We start from the raw sequence: 21442 nt of genomic DNA, 5'->3' as shown, positions 1-21442 counted from the left end.
AAGCCCCCCACTGATTAAAGTTTCACTTTATATAAGGAGGATAACAGATGAGTTATGAAAAAGTGTGGGCAAACAATGAAAAATTAAATGCAACAGAGAAAAAGAAATTAGAAAAAGACGGTTTAGAAATTTTTAAAGATATTCCGTATTATGCTGAACATGGATTTGCGTCTATTCCGAAAGAAGAATGGGATTCTTTCAAGTGGGCAGGACTATATTTGCAGCGCCCAAAAGAAGCGGGATATTTTATGATGCGTGTGAATATCCCATCTGGAATTATAACAAATGAACAAGTGGAGGCTCTCGCTTCTATTGCAGAAGATTACGGCCGTGATGTACTTGATATTACAACGCGTCAAGCGATTCAGTTTCATTGGCTACAAATTGAGCAAATTCCAGACATTTTCGAGCGATTAGAAAAAGTAGGTTTATCGACAGCTGGGGCATGCGGTGATATTACACGTAATATTACAGGCAATCCACTCGCTGGAATTGATGAAAATGAATTGTTTGATACACAAGTAATTGTGCGGGAGGTATATGAATATTTTCAGCACAATGAAGAATTTTCAAATCTACCCCGTAAATTTAAAATGTCAATTAGTTCAAATGTGTACAATTCAGCAAATGCGGAGATTAACTGTGTGGCATTTACACCTGCAACGAAAGAAATTAATGGAGAGACAGTCATTGGTTTTCACGTCAAAGTGGGAGGCGGTTTATCAGCGCGTCCATATTTGGCGGAAGAATTAGATGTATTTGTTTTACCAGAGCAAGTGAAAGAGGTAGCAATTGCTATTGCAACGATTTTCCGTGATTTTGGATATCGTGAAAAGCGCCATTTTGCTCGCTTAAAATTTCTTGTTGCAGATTGGGGAGCAGAAAAATTTAAAGAACAGTTATTACAATATACAGGACCTTTATATGAGAGAGGAGAAAGTGCTCTAAAGGGGTGGAATGCTGGTTACTTTTACGGTGTTCATAAGCAAAAGCAAGATAATCAATATTATATTGGTTTCAATGTACCCGTCGGTCGTCTACATGCAGAAGAAATGTATGAGATTGCTAGAATTGCAAAACAGTATGGAAATGGTGAAATTCGTACGTGTAATTCACAAAACTTTATTATTCCGAATGTGCCTCAAGAAAATATTGATGCACTATTGCAAGAACCATTATGGGAAGTAATCTCTGCAAAGCCAAAGTCATTTATCGGTTATGCAGTTTCTTGTACAGGAATTGAATATTGCAATTTAGCATTAGTAGAGACGAAAGAAAGATTACGTAATATTGCAGATTATTTAGATACAAAGCTTGTATTAGATGTACCAATTCGTATTCATATGGTCGGTTGTCCAAATTCTTGCGGCCAACGACAAATTGCTGATATCGGCTTGCAAGGTATCAAAATGAAAACGAAAGAAAAGGGGATGGTTGAAGCGTTTGAAATTTATGTAGGCGGGACGCTATTAGGCGGAGGTGCTTACAATGAAAAGCTAAAAGGGAAAATAGATGGTGAAGACTTGCCACATGTTCTTACTGCATTTTTAACATATTTTAAGGAGAATAAGCTCCCTAGTGAAACGTTTTATGAATTTGTTAGTCGTATTGGAATAACGGATTTACAAGCAGTATTAGATACGATTTTAGAAGAAGTGATTGCATCGTAGGGGGAGAACAATATGGATTTATATCGTTTTGAAGCTGTTTTGGAAAATGGTGTTGTTTCTGTAGTCGTTGTTGCGCAAAGTGAAGAGCAAGCATTTCGTCTCGTTGAAGTAGAACTTGAAAAATATTTTTTACCTTTGCCGGAAGTGAAAGAAATTTCTTTATATGAGAAAAAGAAAATTCGAAAGGGAGCAGCGTTTGTATTGCATGAGTAGGAAACGGTCTAATCAATGCCAACAGGAAGTAAGACGGAAAATTGTCAACTTCCATTAGTAGAAAAGGTTCTGCTGATGGAAGTTTCACTTTATAGAAGAAATGAGGAGAAAGTATGGGGAAAGTGTACATTGTTGGTGCAGGGCCTGGTGATCCAGAATTAATTTCTGTGAAGGGCGTAAAATGTATTAGGCAAGCAGATGTCATTTTATATGATCGTCTTGTGAATAAAGAACTGCTTTCTTATGCAAAGCCAGAAGCGGATTTAATTTACTGCGGGAAACTTCCGAACTACCATACGATGAAGCAAGAAACGATTCATGCTTTTTTAGTGAAGTATGCAAAGAAAGGAAAGATTGTGACGCGTTTAAAAGGCGGAGATCCTTTCGTATTTGGAAGAGGCGGCGAAGAAGCGGAGGCATTGGTGAAACATAACATTCCGTTTGAGGTTGTTCCAGGTATTACAGCTGGGATTGCAGCTTCTGCATATGCAGGGATTCCTGTTACACACCGCGAAGCTAGCACAAGTTTTGCAGTTGTAACAGGGCACCGGAAAGAAGGCGCAGAAGAGGAAGTGAAGTGGGAAAACTTAGCGAAGGGTGTCGACACGCTTGCCGTTTATATGGGGGTAAGTAATCTTCCTTATATATGTGAACAGCTTCTGAAATATGGGAAAAGTGAACATACGCCAGTGGCGATGATAGAGTGGGGGACAACAGTATCTCAGCGTACAATTACAGGAACATTAGGAAGTATCGTATCTGTAGCAGAGGATGAGCAAATCCAAAATCCGAGTATGATTATAATTGGGGAGGTTGTACGCTTTCGCGAGAAAATTCATTGGTTTGAACAAACGCTTGAACATTCATCCCTATTTAGCGGAGTGCTTTAACATGAAAGCGGTACTCTATATTTGTCATGGCAGTCGAATGCAGAAAGCGTGTGAAGAAGCGATTGCTTTTGTTACATCATGTATGGAACGTATATCAGCTCCTATTCAGGAATTATGCTTTTTAGAATTAGCATCTCCTTCTATTGCTGAGGGAGTTGCAGCTTGTGTACAAAAAGGGGCAAATCAAATCGTGATTGTCCCTGTCTTTTTATTAGCGGCAGTTCATGTGAAAATAGATATTCCTAAAGAGTTAGGACGACTGCAAAATCAATATCCTTATGTGTCTTTTTCATATGGAAATCCATTTGGTGTTTCTCGTAAACTTGTTACTGCAATTTTAGATGGCAGCGGAATGAAATCCATTGGAAAACGAGTTACTCTTTTACTTGTAGCAAGAGGGAGCAGTGATGAGGGAACGTTAAGAGATGTTAGGGCCATTGCGTCATTGTTTGAAACGGCAGATGAAGTAGAGCATGTCGAAGTATGTTATTTAGCAGCAGCTAAGCCGCGATTTGAAGAGAAGCTGCATGAGCTTGTTCAAACAACGAATGCTCCGATTGTTATCCTTCCATATCTTTTATTCACAGGATTGTTAATGAAAAGAATTGAAAAAACAGTCCGGAAATATAACCATTCTCAAATTGTATTATGTCCGTATGTAAGCAAAAATCAGGCGTTTCAGGATATGCTCATTAAGCATACAGAAGAAATGATAAGGGAGAATGTATATGTATCCATTAACGGTGCGAATAAAGAATAAACTTGTTGTTTTCATTGGTGGCGGACGAGTCGCGGCATTTAAGATAGCTCCTTTATTACAACAAGAAGCTAATATTATTGTCATTAGTAGAAAATTGGATAAAAGTTTAATTCAGCTTGTAGAAGAACATAAAATTCGGTGGTTTCAAAAAGAATATGAAACAAGCGATCTTATCGGGGCTTTTTTAGTTGTGGCAGCAACGGACGATCCGTTGTTAAATGAGAGAATTGCAGATGATGCAGCGTCAAATCAATTAGTAAATGTAATTACAAATCCGGAATGTGGTAATGTTCATTTTCCAGCAGCTATTCATCGGGGCAAATTGAACATTGCTGTATCTACTGAAGGAGCAAGCCCAAAACTTGCGAAAAAAATTCGTGATAAAATAGCAGGGAAATATGATGATCGTTATAAGGAATACCTTGATTTTTTATATGAAGTACGTATAAAAGTGAAGCAGTTACAACTAGATAAGAAGAAACAAAATATTGTATTACAGGAAGTGCTTAAGTCTACCTATGTACACGATATAGAAGAGCGAGAAACACTTCTGTATTCTTTATATAAATACAAATAAAAAAATCGACATAAAAATCCTCTTTCTTTTTAGGTGGGCGAGAGCATCTGGCCATGTATAGAAGCGGTCAGGGCCTTTTTCTGCTACATGCAAGGTTTAAAACAAAAGGAAAAAGCAAGTAGGGGTCATGTTGTATTCTGCACAGCGGCAACTTATATGTCGAAAAATTAAAATGTATATATAGATAAAAAAGCTAGTATTTTGATAGTTTGTGATGTTTTCCTCTCTTTAATAAAATAAAGAGTTACTAAAAAGGGAGAAGAGCTGTAAATTAATTTATTCTTTACAAATGAAATAATCTCCTCTATAATCACAATTAACTTCAATACATGAAATCGATGAGCAAGAAGAGTACGTATATTTGAGACGTTCAGAGAGCTGGGAAAAGGTGTGAGCCCGGTACGATAAAATATACAGAATGGGCTTGCGAGAGGTATGTTGAACGGATAGTAGGCAACCCGGGTTCCGCCGTTACAAGGATAAGGTATCGGAAGTTTTCCTGTACCTGAAAAGTGGGATAGTTTATCCAATTGAGGTGGTACCACGGTATTATATTATACATATCGTCCTCTACATGCATAATAGCGTGTAGGGGACTTTTTTATTTCCTGAAGGAGGTGGGCGAGTATGAACTGAAAGTGTATAATTAAGAAAAGTATAAATATTCAGATAAGGAGAAATGAACATGAAAGAAACACAGCAATGGACGTCGAAAATTGGTTTTGTACTCGCAGCAGCCGGGGCAGCAGTAGGACTTGGGGCGATTTGGAAATTTCCATACGTTGCCGGGAATAGTGGAGGAGGAGCTTTTTTTCTTGTCTTTTTATTCATGACAATATTTATTGGGATGCCGCTTTTAGTGGCGGAATTTGTGATCGGTCGCAGTACGCAAAAAGAAGCGGTGACAGCGTATAAAGTATTAGTACCAAATAATAAATTATATCCATGGATTGGTCGCATGGGGGTTGTGACATGTTTTAGTGTTTTATCATTTTATAGTGTTGTTGGAGGTTGGATTTTACTTTATTTATTTTATAGCGTAACAGGTGGATTATGGGAGAATGCCGCTGATTACGCAAAATTATTTGGAGAAACAATCGCAAATCCAATAAGTGCAATTGGAGCACAATTTATTTTTATGCTTTGTACAATTTTTATAGTAAGTAAAGGTGTAGAAAAAGGAATTGAAAAAGCAAGTAAGTATATGATGCCGCTTTTATTTGTTCTGTTTCTTGCAATCATTGTTCGTTCTCTTACATTGGACGGGGCGTGGAAAGGTGTGGAATTTTTCTTAAAACCAGATTTCTCAAAATTAACAGCAAAAACAATTTTATATGCGATGGGACAATCGTTCTTTTCACTTACGGTTGGAGCTTCGGTTATGGTCACATATAGTTCTTATTTGAAAAAAGAAGAACATTTAGCAAAATCAGCAACGTCAATTACAAGCTTAACAGTCTTTGTTACTGTACTTGCGGGGCTAGCGATTTTCCCGGCGATTTTTGCGTTAGGTGTTAGTCCGACAGAAGGACCAGGATTATTATTCATCGTTCTTCCGGCTGTATTTGGAGAAATTCCTTTCGGGCATTTTTTCTTTATTTTATTCTTAATTCTGTTTTTCTTTGCAACGATTACATCGGCAATTTCTATGCTCGAAATTGTAGTTGCTTCCGTAGCGAAAGAGGATGAAAAGAAGCGTCCATCGGCATCGCTCTTAATTGGACTGCTTATTTTCGTAGTTGGAATTCCAGCAGCATTATCATTTGGAGTTATGAGTGATGTGAAATTATTCGGAAAGACATTTTTTGATTTAGTGGACTTTATGGTGAGTAACGTATTACTTCCGCTTGGTGTATTAGCCATTTCGCTCTTTGTACCAAATAAAATGAAGAAAGAGTTGTTAATGCAAGAATTAGAAGTTACAGGAACAAGAGGAAAAACGCTGTTTAATATATGGTTTTTCTTGCTTCGTTATATCATTCCGATTACAGTTATTCTTGTATTTTTAAATGTTATTGGTGTATTTTAGTTGATAAAAAACGGAGAATATTCTCCGTTTTTTATTATGATGTAGAAGTTTGTAATAGACGAGTATATGTTTTAAAAGCTACAACGGCTGCGATGAAGGAACCAATAAAAAAGATACCGGATCCAACTACTGAAAATATTCGGCCTATAAATGTCTCTTTGGCTTCTTGTAATTCTACAACTGCTTGTGATTCTTGATTCATGTGTAGACCTCCTCAAAAAACTTTTATATTATTGTATGTGTAATGCCTAGAAGGTGTTAAAAATCGCAAAATAATATGAAAGATGAGGCTCACTTGTTTTACATAAATAAAAAACTCGGCAATTGCCGAGTTTTTTTATTTAATATAAGGAGCTGGATCTACAGCATTTGATTTACTTTGATTCCATTCCCCGATATGTAGTTCGAAGTGCAAGTGTTGTCCTTGTGAATCTCCGGTATTTCCCATAAAACCGAGTTGCTGGCCTTGTGTTACTTTTTGTCCAACTGAAACAGAGCGGCTACTCATATGAGCATAAACAGTTGTATATGTTTGACCGTTCATACGGTGCGATAAGTATACAACATTTCCATAGCTAGTAGAGAAATCGGAGCGAATAACAACTCCATCGGCTGCAGCGATAATTGGTACGGTTCCGGGTGATGCAATATCAAGGCCTTTATGGCGACTACGACTTGGATCATTAAATCCAGAAGTAGGGTCACCAGCTGCTGGTTTAATAAAACCGCCAGTATTTTTCACTTGAAATGCAGGAAGAATTGGCGCTAAAGGAGCGGATTGCTGAGATTGTTTTTGTTCTTCAGCTTTTTTCGTTTCTGCTGCACGTTTTTCCTCTTCAATTGCGTTTTGGACAGCTTGACGTTGATTTTCTAGAATAGTCTTAGCTTCTTCTAAACTTTCCATCTCAGAATCTATTTTTGAAGCCTTTGCGTGCAAATCAGCAATCAAAGTTTGTTGTTGCTGTTGGTTTGCTTGTAGTTCTTGCTGTTGTTTCTGTAATGTTTGCTCAGCTTCTTTCAGTTGTTGTTCTTTTTTCTCAATTGCTTCTTTTTCTTTTTTAATGGTATCTTGATCGTATGTTTGTTGTTTTACGATATCTGTATCATTGTTTAAAATTAAACTGATAGAATACACATTTTCTAATAGTTCGGCGATATTGTTCGTATTGATTAATACTTCTGTAATTAAATTTGTACGAGGTTTTTCTTGCATAGATTGTAATCTCTGCTTAATTAATTCTTGGCGTGTATCGATTTTCTTTTGCAGTTCTTCAATATGCTTTTTTTTCTCTGCGATACTGTTTTGTGTTTTTTCAATTTCCGCTTTTGTTGCTTTTAAATCTGCCTCATTTTTATTAATAGAAGCAGTTAATTCATCGATTTTTTTCTGCAATTCTTGTATTTCTTTTTCTAATTGTTGTTTTTCTTCTGATTTCATATGTAATTCTTGTTGCTTACCGTCTAGTTGTGATTGAATATTAGATAATTTATCTTGACTCGTCTCCGCATACGCTGTTGAAAGCACAGGAGAAACGAAAATAGTGCCGGCTGTCAATAAACTAAACGCTGTTATTTTTTTGTTCATCTGCCTAACTCCTTCCCTATGTTTCTATATAATCATAGAAAAGCGAAAAATGTCTATTGTTGTAATGATAATGTAAAAAAATATTTAAATAATTGTTATTAAATGTCGGAAACTAGAAGAATTTTACGTCTTAATTGCTCATTTCTACTATAAAAATTTGTTCAGATAGTAACTGATGTATAGCAAGAAACAAGCGGAAGGAATCGTTCTCATGTTAGGTTTTCTTACATTGGTTTTATTTTTGTCAAGAAAAATATTTGCACATTGGCAAAGTTATTTAGTTGTCAGATTTTTATTTTTGCCTTATCATTTTAAGAGGGGAAGAAAGTATTGAATAGTCGAACAATATTTAATACTTCTATTTTTGTATTTTATAGAAAAATAGAATATGAAAATTAAGAACATCTAAGAAGGGGGTTGCAGCAAGTATGAAAAGAATTGGACTTGCGTGGCAAATTTTAATAGGTCTTGCTCTTGGTATTCTGGTAGGCGCGATCTTTTATGGCAATCCAGAGGTTGCAAAGTATCTACAACCGATTGGTGATATTTTTATTCGTTTAATTAAAATGATTGTTGTACCAATCGTAGTAGCAAGTATTGTTGTTGGTGTTGCCGGCGTTGGCGATGTGAAAAAGCTTGGACGTTTAGGCGGAAAAACAATTATTTATTTTGAAATTATTACAACGATTGCGATTGTTGTTGGTTTATTAGTGGCAAACGTATTCCAGCCGGGAAAAGGCGTGAATATGGCAGATTTACAAAAATCGGATATTTCTAAGTACACAGCTACGACAGAGCAAGTACAAAGTCATTCATTTGCAGATACGTTCGTAAATATCGTTCCAACGAACATTATGAAGTCGTTAGCAGATGGAGATATGCTTGCAATTATTTTCTTCTCTGTATTATTTGGTTTAGGTGTAGCGGCAATTGGAGAAAGAGGAAAACCAGTTCTGAATTTCTTCCAAGGTGTAGCCGATGCAATGTTTTACGTAACAAACCAAGTTATGAAGTTTGCACCGTTTGGTGTGTTTGCGTTAATTGGCGTAACGGTTTCTAAGTTTGGTGTAGCGTCATTAGTTCCATTAGGTAAATTAGTTATTGTTGTTTATGGATCAATGATTTTCTTCGTTGTTGTTGTATTAGGTCTAACGGCAAAGCTATTTGGAATTAATATTTTCCAATTCTTTAAGATTTTAAAAGACGAGCTTATTTTAGCATATTCTACAGCAAGCTCAGAGACGGTTCTACCAAAGATTATGGAAAAGATGGAACGTTTCGGTTGCCCGAAAGCAATTACATCTTTCGTTATCCCGACAGGTTATTCATTTAACTTAGATGGTTCAACATTATATCAAGCAATTGCAGCGATTTTCTTAGCGCAAATGTATGGTATTGATTTATCTATTTCACAACAAGTTACATTACTTCTTGTATTAATGGTTACTTCAAAAGGGATTGCCGGTGTACCGGGCGTATCGTTCGTTGTATTATTAGCAACGCTTCATACAGTAGGTATTCCGTCTGAAGGTTTAGCATTTATCGCTGGTATTGACCGTATTTTAGATATGGCACGTACAGCAGTAAACGTAGTAGGTAACTCATTAGCTGCAGTTGTTATGTCTAAATGGGAAGGACAATATGACGCAGAAAAAGGACAAGCTTATTTGAAAGAGATTTCAGAGAAGCAAGTAGCTTAAATGATAGAAAGGCCTTCACGGTAAACGTGAAGGCCCTTTTCTATATAAATACATATAAAAAACCTTTCTTTTTAGATGGACAAGAGCATCCGGCCATGCATAGCAGCGACTTATATGTAAAAAAATGAAAATGAATTTATATATGGAAAAGGGAGAAATGAGGATGAAACGGAAATATGGAGATGGATCATCATGGAGACGGTTAATTGATAAAACATATTCAGTAAAAGATGTACAGGGTGGTATGTTAGGTATATTACATATAAAGCAAGTGAAGGAGCCTAGTTATAAGCAGTATAATAATCGAAAGATTTGTATTGCGCATAATGGCTATACTTGGATTCAGTATTTTATAAGTGAAAAACATTTTGTGATTACAGCGATGTTAAACGAGAACAAAGAGCTTGTTCAATATTATATTGATGTTGCAAAAGAGTATAAAATTGATGGAAGAGGATTTCCTTATTTTGATGATTTATATTTAGATGTTGTGTTGTTACCAAACGGGGAAATGTATGTATTAGATGAAGATGAGTTAGAAGAAGCATATACGGACGGAGATATTTTAAAAGAGGAGTATGATTTAGCTTGGAATACGGCAAAATGGATTATAAAAAAAATTGAAGAAGAAGATTTTTTATGGTTTTCAATTTTAGAAGCAGAAATTCAAAAAATAAAAGATAGTGTTTGATATATAAATTCATTTTCATTTTTTAACATATAAGTTGTGCTATTAGGCAGAACAAATTACTCTCTTTGTTTTCGTTTTACGCGTGGTAGGAAAATGGTCTGACTGCTTCTATGCATAGCCAGATGCTCTCGCCCGCCTAAAAAGAAAGAGGGTTTTTATGGCGCTGTTTTAATTTGTATTTATGTAATATCAAAAAAATACCAACTATTTTGATAGAAATAATGTTTGACATTTTCTCCTGTAACAAGTAAAGTAAAAAAAGATTAATTCATACAAAATATAATATGAAACCTTCTTATCAAGAGAGGCGGAGGGACTGGCCCTAAGATGCCTCGGCAGCGGACTCATAATAGAGTGCTGTGCCAAATCCAGCAAGCGATATGCTTGATAGATGAGAAGAGTGTTTCTTATATGATATATAAGACCTCTTCTCTTCAGAAGAGGTCTTTTTCGCTCTTGTGAAGGATAGGTTTAGAAATAGGAGAGGATATAACTTTGGAACAAACAAAAGGAAATGCATGGGCATTATTACCACTTGGCATATTTTTAGCATTATTTATTGGCTCTGGTGTAATTACAGGGGATTTTTATAAGTTACCAATTCTGGTTGCTATTTTAATTGCAGTTGCTGCTGCATTAGTAATGAACAGGAAAGAAAACTTTACGACAAAGGTTGAACGTTTTGCTAAAGGGGCTGGCAATCCAGATATCATGATTATGGTATTAATCTTTGTATTAGCAGGTGCGTTTTCTGAAACGGCAAAAGGAATGGGCGGTGTTGAAGCAACTGTAAACTTAGCTCTTTCTATTTTGCCGCAAGGATTTTTAGTTGTTGGTTTATTTGTTATCGGTGCTTTTATTTCATTAGCAATGGGAACATCAATGGGTACGATTGCAGCATTGGCTCCAATTGCAGTAGGAATTAGCGGAGAAACTGATATTTCTATGGCGCTTGCTATGGCGACAGTTGTTGGCGGTGCGATGTTTGGCGACAACTTATCTTTTATTTCAGATACGACAATTGCCGCTGTACGTACACAAGGAACGGAAATGAAAGATAAATTTAAAACAAATTTCTTAATTGTATTACCGGCTGCTATTGTTACGAGTGTGCTGCTAGTCGTTCTGACGTTAGGCACTCATTCAAATATGACGGCACATGCGTTTAATTGGGTGAAAATTTTACCGTATGCAGGAGTGTTAATTACAGCGCTGCTTGGATGTAACGTATTAGTTGTATTAACGGGAGGAACGGTGTTAGCTGGTATTATCGGAATGTTGGATGGAAGCTATACACTCGCAAGTTTCTTTAAAAGCGTTACAGTAGGAATTAATGGTATGATGGAGCTTGTATTATTAGCGATCTTAATCGGTGGAATGGTCGAAATTATTCAATATAACGGCGGTATTCATTATTTAATGAATGTGCTAACACGTAATATTCGTTCGAAAAAAGGTGCAGAATTTGGAATTGCGGGTCTTGTAAGTATGACAAATATGTGCACAGCAAATAATACGATTTCTATTATTTTCACAGGTCCACTAGCAAAGAATGTTGCAGATCAATATAATATCGATCCGAAAAAATCTGCGAGCTTGTTAGATCTATTCTCTTGTAGTGTGCAAGGATTAATCCCATATGGTGCACAAATGTTAACGGCGGCAGGATTTGCTTCACTTTCACCAATTGAATTATTACCGTACTCATTTTATCCAATGCTAGTTGCGGTTTGCGGTATTATCTCAATTATTATTAATTTCCCGCGTCTTTCGCCTGCAGCGGAGAAAAAGGAATATCAAAAAACAGCATAATGAATAAAAGAGGATGTCTTATAAAAGGCATCCTCTTTTGTTTTGGATATCACAACGATAGAATTCCATTTTTATTTTTAAAAATATAAGTCGCTGTTATGCACAATACAGCATGGTCCGTACTCTTTTTCTTCTTTTGTTTGAAACCTTGCATGTGGCAGGGAAAGGCCTTGACCGCTTCTATGCACGGCCAGATGCTCTCGTCCCCCTAAAAGGAAAGTGGCTTTTATGCTTGTTTTTTATCTTGTATTTATATAGGTCTGATAATAAATAGGACTTAAGTCTGAGAGAAAAACGGTTCTTAAGCTCGTTATAGAAAAATGAAAAGATAGGTAAGATAAGAGTATCAAAACGAAGGGAGGCAAGCACAAGATGAAACAATTTTTAGCGTTTATGGCAGCCGGTATTTTAGCTTTAATTGCTCTTGGAAGTCTTGCTGGTATTGTAGGGTTAGCAATTGGAGCAGGGATTGTGTATTGGAGCTATAAATCATTTGTGCGAGCACAATCATTTTTTGGAAAACTAGCTTGGGGGATTGTCGGTTTAATTGGCTTGTCAATTGCCCTGTCCCATTCTCCAGCATTAATCGGTATTGCGGCATTAGTCGTTCTATATTATGGATACCGTGAATGGAAAAAAGAGAAAGATGTAGTAGATGTTGCTTCAGACAGCTCAAAGTCGTATAGCAATTTTGAAGATGAGTGGAACAAATTAATGAAAAATAATTAATATTAAATAAAAAAAATAATAGAGTAGAAGAGAGGAAGATTAAAAATGAAACAATCATTATTCGGACGTGTACGCGATGCAATACTTGCAGATTTTCATAATGTGTTAGACGAGAAAGAAAGAAAAAATCCAATGGCGATGTTAAATCAATATTTACGTAATGGTGAGCGTGAGATAACAAAAATTGAAAAATTAATTGAGCGTCACAAAACATTAAAATCTAACTTTGCTCGTGAGCTTGAGCAGGCGCGTTATTTCGTAAATAAGAGATCCAAGCAAGCTGTAATTGCAAAGGAAGCAGGAGAAATGCAACTACATGATCGTGCATTAGAAGAAGTTGCGTACTACGAAGGGCAAGTAGCTCGATTAGAAAAAATGTATGCGGGAGTTGTAGAACAAATAGATGAGCTAGAACGTCGTCTATCTGAAATGAAAAATAAACTAAAAGAAATGAATGCGAAACGTATGGAATTAATGGCACGTGAAAATATGGCACATGCGAACCGTCGTATGAATACGGCTCTTCATAAAATGGATGAGAATAACCCATTTTTACGCTTTGAAGAAATTGAAAATCACATTCGTGATTTAGAGCTTCGTATTCATGAAGATCATGAGCGTGACACATTTGATATGAAAATTGCAAAGCTTGAGCGCGAAATGAAGGAGAAAAAAGAAGTATCTTTAACGAAAGAATCAGTACAATAATTGTAGTATATTATAAAACGAGCTTATGATATAGTGATAGAAGAAAAGGTGTTGGAATACAATACCTTTTTCTTCTATGTATATAATAAAGAAGGGGGAGCTGCAATGAAGAAACAATTTTCAAAAACACAATTATTAGGGATGCTCCTCGTCATATTTGGATTCGGTCTTTTTCTTGATATGATTCTTGGGCATTTTGAACCTGGTGCTCTTATTTTTGCATTTATTATGATTATGTTTGGACGGCATTATCGAAACAAGAATCGATATGTGAGAGGGAATGTGTGTTTATTTGTTGGGGGACTTGTTTTCTTATTTTTCCTATTTTCATCAGCAGCATTCGTGCTCGTTTTATTTGCTTGTTTAGCCTTCATTGGTTACCAACTGATACAAAGTCAGCAAAAGACAAAAACGGTACAGGTCGAAATTAAGGAAAAAGAATATATAAATGAAGAAAAACCAATCTATCGAACAGAACCGTATATAAAAAATATAATGGTTGGTAACGTACGAATAATGGATCATATTTATGAGTTAGAAGATGTTAATATTCAATATGGAATTGGTGATGTTGAAATTGATTTAACAACAGCTATAATTCCAGAAGGTGAAACTGTCATTGTCATTCGCGGTGTGATTGGTAATATTCGTTTGTATGTTCCATACGACATTGAACTATCTTTAAATCATTCAGTTATTGTTGGGAGAATTTTGCTCCCGTCGCATGAAGAAACAGGCTTTAATCGTAATGTGAAGTTTAGAACGGAACAGTATAAAGAAGCTCCTCGCCGTATTAAAATTATTTCTTCGCTTATCGTAGGCGATACGGAAGTGAGGAAAGTATAATGAAAAAACAGAAGAACATTTCATGGATGTATATTCGTTACTCGATATTATCCTCTATGAGTATTGCACTTATTTGTACTATTGTTTATGTATGGAAAAGCCAGCAAAATGTGTATGATTTATTATGGAAAGAATCTATTGCTTCTGTTCCCGTTAGTTTGTTTATTATCGGTACGAGTCTTCTCATTGGTGGAATTGTTGGATATGCAATTGGTTATTATATGCAGCAGCGTATTCAAGAGCTAACGACTTTTTTATTTGAAGTAGAAAGAGGGAATTTTCCGAGAGATGCTTCCTTTACAGCAGAAGATGAGTTTCATGAAGTAGAACGGAAGGTAATTTCACTTGCTAGACGTTTAGAAGAGCAAGCAGGATTATTTCAAAAAGTAACGAATGAACGAGCGCATTGGAATGAAGAGATGAGACAACAGGCCATTTCAGAGGAGCGGCATCGTTTAGCTAGGGAGCTTCATGATTCTGTCAGTCAACAGCTCTTTGCGATGTCGATGATGATGTCAGCAATTAATGAGCAAACTGCTCATATATCAGAGGGTACGCAAAAACAATTAAAACTTGTTGAAAATATGGTTGTAAACGCTCAATCAGAAATGAGAGCGCTGCTTCTTCATTTACGTCCTGTCCAATTAGAAGGTAAAAAGTTAACAGAAGGCATTGAAGAATTATTAACAGAGCTTTCAAGAAAACAACATATGAAGATTGAGTGGTTGATTGAGCCAATTCAATTGAAAAAAGGTGTAGAAGATCACTTATTCCGTATTATACAAGAAGCACTGTCCAACACTTTACGACATGCAAAAGCGAAGAAAACAGAAGTGAGATTGCGCCAAATTGATGAATATGCAATTTTAAAAATTATTGATGATGGCGTAGGTTTTGAAGTAGGTGTGAACAAAGTAGGTTCATACGGTCTTCGCTCTATGCAAGAGCGCGTTCATGAAATTGGTGGAACTTTAAAGGTATTAAGTTTTCCGAATAAAGGAACGCAAATTGAGGTGAAAGTGCCAATTCTTATAGAAAGAGGGGGGGAACAAGATGATTAAAGTATTGCTTGTTGACGACCATGAAATGGTTCGTATGGGTGTATCAGCGTATTTATCGACTCAGCCGGATATTGAAGTTGTAGGAGAAGCGGAAAATGGAAGAAAAGGTTCAGAATTAGCACTATTGCTAAAACCAGATATTATTTTAATGGATCTTGTCATGGATGAAATGGATGGTGTTGAGGCAACGCGAGCGATTACTCAAGAATGGCCAGAAGCAAAAATTGTTGTTGTGACAAGTTTCTTAGACGACGAAAAGTTATATCCGGTTATTGAAGCTGGTGCAACAAGTTATTTGTTAAAAACATCTAGAGCAAGTGATATAGCAGATGCAGTTCGAGCAACATACGACGGGGAAACAGTGCTTGAACCGAAAGTTACTGGGAAAATGATGTCGCGTATGCGTCAAAAGAAGGAACAGCCGTTGCATGAAGAGCTAACAGAACGAGAGTTTGAAATTTTATTATTGATTGCCGAGGGAAAGAGTAATCAAGAAATTGCTGATGAACTATTTATTGCTTTAAAAACAGTGAAGACACATGTAAGTAATATTTTAAATAAATTACATGTAAGTGATCGAACACAAGCAGTTATTTATGCGTTTCGTCATCAGCTTACAGAATAAAAAAGGCTGTAAAGAAGCCTTTTTTATTTTGTAAGTATTCACTATATTTTTTGAATATGATTCCCTCGAATATTTTCCAAGGATGGAGTAGAACGGATAAAATTTGCGAATGCTTCTTGATCTGTCGGGCCTTCAACACGATTTCGCCCTTTTTGAAATATAGTAAACTTATCTCCTCCATTTGCTAGGAAAGAATTTACTACGACGGAGTATGTTGTATGATCTTGGAGTGGCTCACCATTTTCTAGTGTAATTGATTCTATCCCACTTTTTCCCCATGTGTAACGAATTCCAGATACTTGTAACATACGTATTTCATCATTCCATTGTTCATGCAGTGCGCTTTGAATTTCTTTACCAGTTAAATCCATTTTAATGAGTTTATTTTCAAAAGGTTGGATGAGAAATGTATGTTCCCATGTAATGAAACCGGCTGGTAAATCATGGCGAATACTCCCCGGATTGACAAATGCAATGTCAGCTTGCATGGCTTGACGCTGGGATGTAGCAAGAAGGGCACCAAGATTTGCTTCTCCATCTTTATTTTGATCTCGCGTCAGCTCGTGTACACTTTTTCCAAGTACTTGCTCGGTTAGTGGGGCTATTTTTGTTTGATAGCTTTGGAGCCATGTTTGGATGATTGGATTAGGTTGCATTTGATCATGATGAGTAGGAATAATCTTTGCCGTTTTTCTTGTAATATCTTTCGTTTTACGATTAATTGTGAGTTGCACATTTGCAAAAGCTCTTCCATAAGAATACGCTTCAACAAGTAATTTTCCATTCACATATCCATTCATATAAGAATGATTGTGTCCACCAAATAGTATATCTACATCATCATCAAGCTTACTAGCTAAATCAGCAAGTGGCCCGTAGGTAATTCCGTCTGTTGTCTTACCATCTAGATGAGCAAGAACGATAATAGCATGGATGCCTTTTTGCTGTAATTCTCGTACGTATGTTTGAACAGCAGTAGCTTCATCTATAAAAGTGACTGCCGACATATCATTGTGCATCGTAAGAAATGGTGTCTCTTTTGTAACGACGCCAATAAAAGCAATAGGAATACCATCAATCCACTTAATTGCATATGGTGGAAATAGAGGCTTATTTGTGTTAGCATTTAGTGCATTTGCACAAACATAAGGGAAAGAACTACCTGGAAACATACCGGTTTTTGGATGAAAGCCACCATCAATTAGTCGTTTTAGCTCTTCTGCACCTTCATCAAACTCATGATTACCAATTGTTCCAACGTCAAATTGTAGCATATTTAAAAATTCTATTGTTGGCTCATCTTGAAAAAGAGCCGAAATGGGGGGGCTTCCGCCAATCATATCACCAGTATGAACAAGCAAGGTGTGTGGAAATTGTTTTTTATAGGAGTTGATATAGGAGGCTATGTAGTCAGCGCGGCCGGTGGGCTGTCTGTGCAGCGGCGTAGTTGTGTTGATTTGTCCATGTAAATCGTTTAATCCAATTATTTGTACAGGTATTTCAGGGGATTCTGGAGGAGAAAAAACGGAAGAAAGAGTTATAGAAATGAGAAAAGGGATATACGTAAGAAAGATAAACATGTTGTCACTCCTTCACATATACTAGTATTCTTATTGTATTAGAAGGACAACTTTTTATTTTATTAAAAAATCGTAAATCTTTTATGGAATTATAAAATTTTTTGTTTCTTATAAATTTACTTTCATTTTGCTCTAAGTGAAGTTTTATCCCGCTATTCGTGGGCAGTAAGATCCCTCCTCACATTCTGAACGAGCCGCTTCCGCTTTTCTAAAGAAGATAGGTGGGGGATAACTGCAGGCATGCGCCCGATTGGGCGGGCTAACCATCAGTGGGAGGAAAACCCCCACTGATGGAAGTTTTACTTTATTTTATGACGAAAAGAAGGATTTATTATTTATTATGGAGAATACTGTAATCATCCACTTGCTGGAAAGAACAAACGAAGCAGAGGTGACGATAATGCTTGTAATGGGTGTATTGTTATGTATTACTGCAATTTGTGGTTTTATATGGTTATATTATTCTCGTTCGCTTAAGCAGGCAGGAGTGTTACTTTTTGATAAAGGTAGTTTGTTTGCAAATCAATCCAGATTTTTAGTATGTCCGAAGTGTGGTACTGCACAGGCAAGAAATGGTGGATATCAAGAGTGTTGCCGAACAAGGTTATGAAAGAGTAACAAGCCTCACATGATGTGAGGCTTGTTACTCTTTCGCAGCTTTCCAAATTGTCCAACGATCTTGTTCTATAATGGGGGATTTCTTGTAAAGTTTAGAGTGAATATGTCGTAATAAACCAGAAAGTTCATTGTCTGATAATTCATGGAGAATAGAGCGGCCTGTACGTGGTGATAAGTCTTGAAGTAAATCTTCAATTGAAGGATGTGTTTTACGAACTTCCCAAAGAGTTTGAATCGGATTTGTCTCAAAGCCGTTATCATGTAACAAATGTTGTATTTGATTTGTTTCTGGTCTTCGTTTTGCTTCTATGCGGATTAATTTGGGATAGCAAGAAAAGAAATAGCCGCGAATATGTTCCGGACTTCCTGGAATCGTGCAGTCTTCAATTGTCCGATCTTGGAGAATAAGGATACCGCCTCGTTTTAAAATGCGATATGCTTCTTGAAGAAATTTCGGAATATAATCTAGATGATGAATAACAGCTCGTGATAGAACAATATCAAATGTTTCATCTGCAAAAGGGATGTTATAAGCGTCACCTTGTATAAAGGAAACATTTGATGTATGAGTACAATTTTCTTTGGCAGCCTGGATCATCTGATTTGAAAAATCAACACCAATTACTTCAGCTGCCCCCATCATAGCAAGTTGTTTCGTATAAATCCCACCTCCGCATCCAATATCAATCACTCTTTTTTCTTTGACATCTACAATGTTTTGTATCATATGTGTCCATGAATCTGTTGCTTGACGATTGGTATACGTATATTTGTTGTCTGAACTATGAAAATCTATCGGCATGTTGTAACCTCCTTTTCATGTATATTATATCGAATTTAATTTGTTAGGTTGATTTTGTTTTCTTTCGAGGACAATAAGTTTTTCTTATTTTGAGGAATGAGGATGAGAGCTATGCGAAAAAAATGGTTATTCATGTTCTTTCTTTTTTTATTAGTAGCATGTAATCAAACGGATGAGAACATAGAACAAAGTGAAAAATCAACAAAAGAAGCGGGGCGTATTGTGGAAGAGAATGTACAAGTAATTGTATCTCTAGTAGGGAAAAAAGAAACAATATTGAAGGATGACGAAGCAAAAATAGCGGCTAATATTATAAGTAAAGCAGAGAAACAAAATGTAATCGGTGAATTAGGTAAACCTGAATATGTAATTACAGTTAAGAAAAATGGACAAGAAGAGAAATATAAAGCTTGGCTTCGTACAGAAGCGAGAACAGGATGGTTACAAAAAGAAACAGATCCAAAAAATTTTTATCTTATATCAAAAGTGGATACAGAAAAACTTCTTTCTTTATTCCCGTCGGCACCTTTCATACAAAATGAGGAGGGACAGCAATCAACTATAACTGAAATCACTAAAAAAGATTTACAAATTACTCGTTTTCACATTAAAACAAAGGAAAATACAGTGTATTATACAGTGTATTATACGATTTCAGACGCATTATATAAAAAGCTGGAAAAAGAAAAAAACTATTATTTTCAATTACAATTTCCTTCGAAAATACAAAAGATAATAAATAAAGAAAAAAGTGAACAAGTACAAGGTGAGTTAGTGAAAGAAGGATATAAACAATATGAAGTGGACTTTATTGTTCCCGTTAGTGGTATATCATCATCTCAATTAAAAATGTTAGAAGCGTATTATGATCAATACAACCTAAAAGTATTGAATCATACAAAAGAAGAGATAGGTGCGTTTCAAAATATTATTCAAATAGTAAAAGGATATGGAGAGAAGATGCAGCTAGAAAGATAATGGTTGTTCTAGGAAATGAGAAAAAGAGTGATAAGATACCATCACTCTTTTATTTTGTTTTTGTTGAAGGTTCATTCATGGACTTTCGCGTAATAAAATAAGCGATAATAAGTGCAGAAAGGATAATGGAGCTAATAAAAATATTGTCGGGTAGCCAATCTAAAAGTAATACATATCCAACAGTATAAAAAATTAGCATAGAAGCTAGAAAAGATAAGGCGCCGATCATAACAGATTGCAATGTCACCGTTTTCACCTCCTTACATGTATAGTATTGGCTAAAAATGGAGGGAATAAACGATAGTTTCCAATAAACTTTAAAAATATGACATAATTAAGAAGAAAAAGATTATCGGTAAGGAGAGGAATATGAAACAAAATACAAAAGGATTATGGGGAATTATTGCAGCAGTTGGTGTTTTTCTGTTGTCTAAATTAAAATGGGTATTTGCTATTGTAAAATTAGCAAAGTTTTCTACTGTATTTAGTATGTTGCTATCTCTTGGTGCTTATGCAGCAATATACGGATGGAAATTTGGCGTTGCACTTGTATACTTATTACTTATTCATGAAATGGGTCATTTGTGGGCAGCAAGACGAAAAGGGATTGCAACATCACCTGCTATTTTTATCCCATTTTTGGGAGCGGTTATAGGAATGAAAGAATTGCCTAAAAACGCAAAAGATGAGGCATACATTGCATATATGGGACCGTTATTTGGTTTACTCTCTTTTTTACCAGCCATTCCACTGTATATGATAACAAAAGAACCATTTTGGGCACTTGTTATTGTACTTGGTAGTATGATTAATTTCTTTAACTTAATTCCCGTATCACCTCTTGATGGTGGACGAATTGTTTCTGTTGTAAGTACGAAAATTTGGGCGCTTGGCCTTGTTATATTGCTCGGTTATGCAATTGTACAAAAAAGTATTTTTCTTGGATTTATTTTTATACTAGGTTGTTTAGAGTGGCACAGAGTATCAAAGCGAAATCAACCAATCCAAGAGCTTGGTTGGAAAATAGATACCATAAAAGAATATATTATACGTTTGAAAGAAGAATTGCGAGAAACAGGTGCACTTCATCGCACCATCTATATGATGCATCATGAAGTGACAATGCTTAACCAGAAAGAAAGAGATAAAACATTAACAAAAGAAGAACGTCAAAGAAAAATAGCATTAGATTACTTGTATCCTAAATTTGAACCACTTGATTACGTACCGTATGAAGAGGAAAGCGAACGGTATCTTCTATTGATGCAAGATGCAGTAGCAGTGTCAGAGCGAAAATTACATAAGTGGGAAGAAGAAAAAGAACAGTATGAAAAGTACTATTCTGCAAATATGAAAACTCGTATAAGTATGTTCATTTTGTATGTATTATTACTTGTAGTACTCGGATATGCTACATATCAAGGAACCACTATCTTGCAGAATCAACTTCCGACACGTAATTTGTAGAAAAGTATTGTCGAAATGATAAGAACTATTTATACAGGAACCCCCATTTTTTCATAGAATATTACACTTCTAATAAATAAATGTAATATTTATAAAGCAAA

General features: G+C 35.8%; 22 protein-coding genes, 1 riboswitch and 1 other annotated feature. Of the genes, 17 read left to right on the top strand and 5 right to left on the bottom strand.

The genetic code is table 11. From position 1 onward, the window contains the following. Positions 1-47: 47 nt before the first annotated feature. The 6 genes from ACIGHG_RS00875 to ACIGHG_RS00850 all read left to right on the top strand — a co-directional run bounded on the left by ACIGHG_RS00875 (position 48) and on the right by ACIGHG_RS00850 (position 6139). Positions 48-1670: a nitrite/sulfite reductase gene (locus tag ACIGHG_RS00875; protein WP_336471569.1), complete on the top strand. Its 1623-nt coding sequence runs from the start codon at positions 48-50 to the stop codon at positions 1668-1670. A 12-nt stretch (positions 1671-1682) separates the two neighbouring features. Beyond that, complete coding sequence (locus ACIGHG_RS00870) at positions 1683-1883, top strand: DUF3906 family protein (RefSeq protein WP_336471570.1); 201 nt, start codon at positions 1683-1685, stop codon at positions 1881-1883. A gap of 113 nt (positions 1884-1996) precedes the next feature. Next, positions 1997-2773, top strand: coding sequence for a uroporphyrinogen-III C-methyltransferase (gene cobA / locus ACIGHG_RS00865; RefSeq protein ID WP_396546708.1), 777 nt, complete (start codon positions 1997-1999; stop codon positions 2771-2773). Between the two features lies 1 nt (position 2774). Continuing rightward, positions 2775-3533 carry a sirohydrochlorin chelatase gene (locus ACIGHG_RS00860; RefSeq protein ID WP_396546706.1) on the top strand — a complete coding sequence of 253 codons (759 nt, stop codon included), beginning with the start codon at positions 2775-2777 and terminating at the stop codon, positions 3531-3533. Then, positions 3502-4110, top strand: coding sequence for an NAD(P)-binding protein (locus ACIGHG_RS00855; protein ID WP_396546704.1), 609 nt, complete (start codon positions 3502-3504; stop codon positions 4108-4110). Before ACIGHG_RS00860 ends, ACIGHG_RS00855 begins: the two co-directional genes overlap by 32 nt. Before the next feature lie 329 nt (positions 4111-4439). Beyond that, positions 4440-4684 (top strand) — a binding site (T-box leader). Between the two features lie 111 nt (positions 4685-4795). After that, positions 4796-6139 carry a sodium-dependent transporter gene (locus ACIGHG_RS00850; RefSeq protein WP_336471574.1) on the top strand — a complete coding sequence of 448 codons (1344 nt, stop codon included), beginning with the start codon at positions 4796-4798 and terminating at the stop codon, positions 6137-6139. 34 nt (positions 6140-6173) lie between these two features. Here the strand turns inward: ACIGHG_RS00850 and ACIGHG_RS00845 are convergent, their stop codons facing one another. Both ACIGHG_RS00845 and ACIGHG_RS00840 read right to left on the bottom strand, forming a co-directional pair. After that, entirely contained in the window at positions 6174-6341 is a 168-nt protein-coding gene (locus ACIGHG_RS00845; RefSeq protein ID WP_336471575.1) for a hypothetical protein, read from the bottom strand. Between the two features lie 135 nt (positions 6342-6476). After that, positions 6477-7724, bottom strand: coding sequence for a murein hydrolase activator EnvC family protein (locus ACIGHG_RS00840; protein ID WP_396546702.1), 1248 nt, complete (start codon positions 7722-7724; stop codon positions 6477-6479). Positions 7725-8152: 428 nt separating this feature from the next. Between ACIGHG_RS00840 and gltP the strand changes: the two genes are divergently transcribed. From gltP to ACIGHG_RS00800, 8 genes are all read left to right on the top strand, one after another. Further along, positions 8153-9424 (top strand): glutamate/aspartate:proton symporter GltP, encoded by a 1272-nt coding sequence (gene gltP, locus ACIGHG_RS00835; RefSeq protein WP_336471576.1) that lies wholly within the window; start codon positions 8153-8155, stop codon positions 9422-9424. Between the two features lie 163 nt (positions 9425-9587). Then, a complete protein-coding gene (locus ACIGHG_RS00830; RefSeq protein WP_336471577.1) occupies positions 9588-10115 on the top strand; it encodes a ribonuclease FAU-1 family protein in 528 nt (175 codons plus the stop codon). 292 nt (positions 10116-10407) lie between these two features. Next, positions 10408-10513, top strand: a riboswitch (SAM riboswitch). 97 nt (positions 10514-10610) lie between these two features. Beyond that, the gene (locus ACIGHG_RS00825) at positions 10611-11927 is read left to right on the top strand and encodes a Na+/H+ antiporter NhaC family protein (protein WP_336471578.1); all 1317 of its coding nucleotides are present in this window, start codon (positions 10611-10613) and stop codon (positions 11925-11927) included. A 372-nt stretch (positions 11928-12299) separates the two neighbouring features. Further along, complete coding sequence (locus ACIGHG_RS00820; protein WP_396546699.1) at positions 12300-12656, top strand: lmo0954 family membrane protein; 357 nt, start codon at positions 12300-12302, stop codon at positions 12654-12656. Positions 12657-12701: 45 nt separating this feature from the next. Further along, positions 12702-13364, top strand: coding sequence for a PspA/IM30 family protein (locus ACIGHG_RS00815; protein WP_336471580.1), 663 nt, complete (start codon positions 12702-12704; stop codon positions 13362-13364). Between the two features lie 105 nt (positions 13365-13469). Continuing rightward, a complete protein-coding gene (gene liaF / locus ACIGHG_RS00810; protein WP_336471581.1) occupies positions 13470-14210 on the top strand; it encodes a cell wall-active antibiotics response protein LiaF in 741 nt (246 codons plus the stop codon). Beyond that, positions 14210-15271, top strand: a complete 1062-nt coding sequence (locus ACIGHG_RS00805; RefSeq protein ID WP_336471582.1) for a sensor histidine kinase — start codon at positions 14210-14212, stop codon at positions 15269-15271. Before liaF ends, ACIGHG_RS00805 begins: the two co-directional genes overlap by 1 nt. Continuing rightward, on the top strand, positions 15264-15896 hold the full coding sequence (locus ACIGHG_RS00800; RefSeq protein ID WP_396546696.1) for a response regulator: 633 nt from the start codon (positions 15264-15266) through the stop codon (positions 15894-15896). Before ACIGHG_RS00805 ends, ACIGHG_RS00800 begins: the two co-directional genes overlap by 8 nt. Before the next feature lie 41 nt (positions 15897-15937). On the opposite strand, the gene ACIGHG_RS00795 is transcribed toward ACIGHG_RS00800, so the two are convergent. Further along, positions 15938-17476 carry a bifunctional metallophosphatase/5'-nucleotidase gene (locus tag ACIGHG_RS00795; protein WP_396546694.1) on the bottom strand — a complete coding sequence of 513 codons (1539 nt, stop codon included), beginning with the start codon at positions 17474-17476 and terminating at the stop codon, positions 15938-15940. Positions 17477-17876: 400 nt separating this feature from the next. Here ACIGHG_RS00795 and ACIGHG_RS00790 point away from each other — a divergent pair, with 400 nt between their 5' ends. Further along, positions 17877-18086 carry a hypothetical protein gene (locus ACIGHG_RS00790; protein WP_336471804.1) on the top strand — a complete coding sequence of 70 codons (210 nt, stop codon included), beginning with the start codon at positions 17877-17879 and terminating at the stop codon, positions 18084-18086. A 33-nt stretch (positions 18087-18119) separates the two neighbouring features. Here ACIGHG_RS00790 and ACIGHG_RS00785 read toward each other — a convergent pair whose 3' ends face one another. Then, positions 18120-18896 carry a class I SAM-dependent methyltransferase gene (locus tag ACIGHG_RS00785; protein WP_336471585.1) on the bottom strand — a complete coding sequence of 259 codons (777 nt, stop codon included), beginning with the start codon at positions 18894-18896 and terminating at the stop codon, positions 18120-18122. A gap of 111 nt (positions 18897-19007) precedes the next feature. Between ACIGHG_RS00785 and ACIGHG_RS00780 the strand changes: the two genes are divergently transcribed. Continuing rightward, the gene (locus ACIGHG_RS00780; protein ID WP_396546692.1) at positions 19008-19874 is read left to right on the top strand and encodes a YhfM domain-containing protein; all 867 of its coding nucleotides are present in this window, start codon (positions 19008-19010) and stop codon (positions 19872-19874) included. Positions 19875-19923: 49 nt separating this feature from the next. Here ACIGHG_RS00780 and ACIGHG_RS00775 read toward each other — a convergent pair whose 3' ends face one another. Continuing rightward, the gene (locus ACIGHG_RS00775) at positions 19924-20121 is read right to left on the bottom strand and encodes a hypothetical protein (RefSeq protein ID WP_090915460.1); all 198 of its coding nucleotides are present in this window, start codon (positions 20119-20121) and stop codon (positions 19924-19926) included. 122 nt (positions 20122-20243) lie between these two features. On the opposite strand from ACIGHG_RS00775, the gene ACIGHG_RS00770 reads away from it, so the two are divergent. After that, the gene (locus ACIGHG_RS00770) at positions 20244-21341 is read left to right on the top strand and encodes a site-2 protease family protein (RefSeq protein ID WP_336471587.1); all 1098 of its coding nucleotides are present in this window, start codon (positions 20244-20246) and stop codon (positions 21339-21341) included. The last annotated feature ends 101 nt before the right edge of the window (positions 21342-21442 follow it).

Source organism: Bacillus sp. NPDC077411 (genome assembly GCF_044543425.1).
GTDB classification, from domain to species: domain Bacteria; phylum Bacillota; class Bacilli; order Bacillales; family Bacillaceae_G; genus Bacillus_A; species Bacillus_A bruguierae.
Note: the sequence above shows the minus strand (reverse complement) of the source record. Positions and strands in the feature narration are given on the sequence as shown.